The organism is Curtobacterium sp. B18 (genome assembly GCF_000333375.1).
In the GTDB taxonomy this organism is placed as follows: domain Bacteria; phylum Actinomycetota; class Actinomycetes; order Actinomycetales; family Microbacteriaceae; genus Curtobacterium.
On sequence record NZ_BACZ01000427.1, the window covers coordinates 1 to 2,866 of the forward strand.

The 2,866-nt window shown below is 69.0% G+C and carries 2 protein-coding genes and 2 pseudogenes; 1 reads left to right on the forward strand and 3 read right to left on the reverse strand.

Features of this window, described 5'->3' with window-relative positions:
* Window positions 1-72: 72 nt before the first annotated feature.
* Window positions 73-195 (forward strand): annotated as a pseudogene (locus I5E_RS23615) (30S ribosomal protein S18); the annotation flags it as partial.
* Here I5E_RS23615 and I5E_RS21700 read toward each other — a convergent pair.
* The 3 genes and pseudogenes from I5E_RS21700 to I5E_RS11755 form a co-directional block, all read right to left on the reverse strand.
* Window positions 168-1,030, reverse strand: a pseudogene (locus tag I5E_RS21700) (metal ABC transporter permease). The pseudogenes I5E_RS23615 and I5E_RS21700 sit on opposite strands and share 28 nt — an antisense overlap.
* On the reverse strand, window positions 1,030-1,911 hold the full coding sequence (locus I5E_RS11750; protein WP_022907160.1) for a metal ABC transporter ATP-binding protein: 882 nt from the start codon (window positions 1,909-1,911) through the stop codon (window positions 1,030-1,032). The pseudogene I5E_RS21700 and the gene I5E_RS11750 overlap by 1 nt, the downstream one beginning before the upstream one ends.
* Window positions 1,908-2,819, reverse strand: a complete 912-nt coding sequence (locus tag I5E_RS11755; RefSeq protein ID WP_022907161.1) for a metal ABC transporter solute-binding protein, Zn/Mn family — start codon at window positions 2,817-2,819, stop codon at window positions 1,908-1,910. The genes I5E_RS11750 and I5E_RS11755 overlap by 4 nt, the downstream gene beginning before the upstream one ends.
* Between the last annotated feature and the right edge of the window lie 47 nt (window positions 2,820-2,866).

Genomic DNA, 2,866 nt, shown 5'->3' on the forward strand with positions numbered 1-2,866 from the left:
GTACGACGACGAGACCCCGTTCTGATCCTCCGCGGTTCAACGGACACAACTTCCACTTCTTAAGGACAAACAATGGCTGGAAAGAGCACCGGCGACCGCCGGAAGCCTCGCGGTAAGGGCGGCAAGAACGCCGCTCCCGCGAAGTCGATCAAGGTCGGCGTCATCGACTACAAGGACGTCGCGACCCTTCGCAAGTCGCGCTTGTCCTTGCGTCCGCCGACGATCCGGCAGACCACCCAGATCACGAACGAGATGGTCGTGACGTACGGGCTGATGGGCAGGCCTCCGCCGAGGGCGAGCAGGATCCCGCCGACCACCGAGACGACGGCGAACACGGTCGACAGGATCGGCACGACGACGGGGTGGGAGCTGAGGCGCAGGGCGGCCGCGGCGGGCGTGACGAGCAGCGACAGCACGAGGAGCGCGCCGACGATCTGCACCGACACCGCGGTGGCCAGCCCGAGCACGAGCATGAAGACGAGCGCCAGGGTCCGCACCGGCACCCCGGCGGCGGCGGCCACGTCCGGGTCGACCGACGAGAACATCAGCGGGCGCCAGATCACGAGGAGCGTCACGACGACGATCGCGGCCACGACGACGAGGAACGTCAGCTGCGGGTTGTCCACCGAGACGATCTGCCCGGTGAGCAGGCCGAACTTGTTCGCCGCACGGCCCTTGTAGAGCGCGAGGCAGAGGATGCCGAGGCCGAGGCCGAAGGGCATGAGCACGGCGATGATCGAGTTGCGGTCGCGCGCCCTGGACCCGAGCAGCCCGATGAGCAGCGCCGCGATCACGGACCCGACGAGCGACCCGGTGACCACGTTCACGCGAGCAGCAGCGATGCCGAGGCACCCGCGAACGAGAGCTCCGAGATGCCGTGCACGGCGAAGGGCATGTTCCGGGCGACGACGAACGGCCCGATGAGCCCGCCGACGATGCCGAGCACCGCACCCGCCCAGATCGAGTTCTGCACGAGCACGACGAGCTCGCCGTAGTCCTGGAAGGAGAAGACCTGCGACCAGACGTCCATCAGATCCGCCCGTCGTCGGGCGTCACGGCGTTCGGGTCCGCGTCGCAGTGCTGGTCGTGCGCGTCGTTCGCGCCGACGATGACGATCCGCCCCATCGTGCGGACGACGTCGACGGGCGTGCCGTACAGGTCGGAGAGCACGTCGGTGCGGAGGACCTCGTCCGGTGCTCCGATCCGGAAGCGTCCGCCCGCGATGTAGAGCACGCGGTCGACGACGTCGAGGATCGGGTTCACGTCGTGGGTGACGAAGAGCACCGCCGCGCCCTGCTGCCGACGCTGCCGGTCGATGAGCTCGGTGACGCCGCGCTGGTGCCGCAGGTCGAGCGAGATGAGCGGCTCGTCGCAGAGGAGCAGCGCGGGGTCGGCGGCGATGGCCTGTCCGACGCGGGTGCGCTGCTGCTCGCCGCCGGACAGCTCGGCGACCGGGGCGTCCGCGAAGGCGGTGGCCCCGACCTCGTCGAGGATGCGATCGACCCGGGACCGTTCGGCACGGCTCGCGGGCGTGATGCCCCACCGTGAGCCGGTCACGCCCTGCGCGACCATGTCCCGCGCTCGGAGCGGGGTGCCCGCGTCCATCAGGCGCTGCTGTGGGATGTACCCGATCTTCCGGTGTCCGCGCCGGACGGGCTGGCCGAGGAACGACATCGAGCCGCTCGTCAGCCGCTGCTGCCCGAGGACCGTGCGGAGGAGCGAGGTCTTGCCCGCCCCGTTCGGTCCGAGCACCGCGACGAACTCGCCCGGCGCCAGGTCGAGGTCGAGGTGCGACCAGAGCGCACGGGAGCCGTACGACAGTCCGGCGTCGCGGAGTTCGAGCACGGCGGAACCGCCACTGCCCGGGGCAGTGGCGGTCCGCTCGGTCGTCGGGTGGGAGACGGTCGTCACTTCTGGAGCGCCGCCTGCACCTGGTCGATGTTCGCCTGCTGCCACGAGACGTAATCCTCCCCCTTCGGGAGCGTCTCCGTGACACCGATGACGGGGACGCCGTTCTCGTCGGCCGCCTTCTTGACCTGCTCGGTCTCCGGGCTGGACGTCTGCTCGTTGTAGGCGAGGAGCTTCACGGTCTTGTTCGTGAACAGCTTGAGCGTGTCGTTCAGCGCCGCCGGGGGCACGTCGTCGCCCTCCTCGATCGCCTCGGAGAAGGCCTCGGGCGTGACGTTGTCGAGACCGATCGCGTCGAAGAGGTACCCCGGGACGGGCTCGGTGTACGCCACCTTCTCGCCGTCGTACGTCTTCTTGAGCTCGGCCGTCTTCGCCTCGAGCCCCTCGAGCTTCGTCGTCAGCGCGTCGGCGTTCTTCGTGAACGTGTCCGCGTCCTGCCGGTCGAGGTCCCCGAGGCGCTTCGCGACGTCGTCGGCGAGCTTGACCATCGTCGGGTAGCTGTAGAAGACGTGCTCGTTGAACTCGGCGTCGCCACCCTTGTCGAGACCGGAGAGCTCGACGACGTTGATCGTGTCCGCCTTGGTGCTGGACGCGTCGGCGAGGGTGGTCATGAAGTCGTCGTACCCGCCGCCGTTCTCGATGAGGAGGTCGGCCTTGGACACCGCGAGCTGCGTCGTGGCGCTCGACTCGAACGAGTGCGGGTCCTGCGACGGGTCGTCGAGGATGCTCGTGACGGAGACGTGGTCGCCGCCGATCGCCTCGACGATCGAGCCGTAGACGTTGGTGGAGGCGACGACCCGGACGGTGCCGTCGCCCGACGCGTCACCGGAGGCGGAGGACGTCGCGCAGCCCGTCAGGGCGAGCGCGGCGGCGCCAACAACNNAGCGCAGGGCGAGGAGACGGTTGTGCATGTCGACGAGCGTAGGGCTAGTTGATACGGGTGTCAAAACAGTATCAC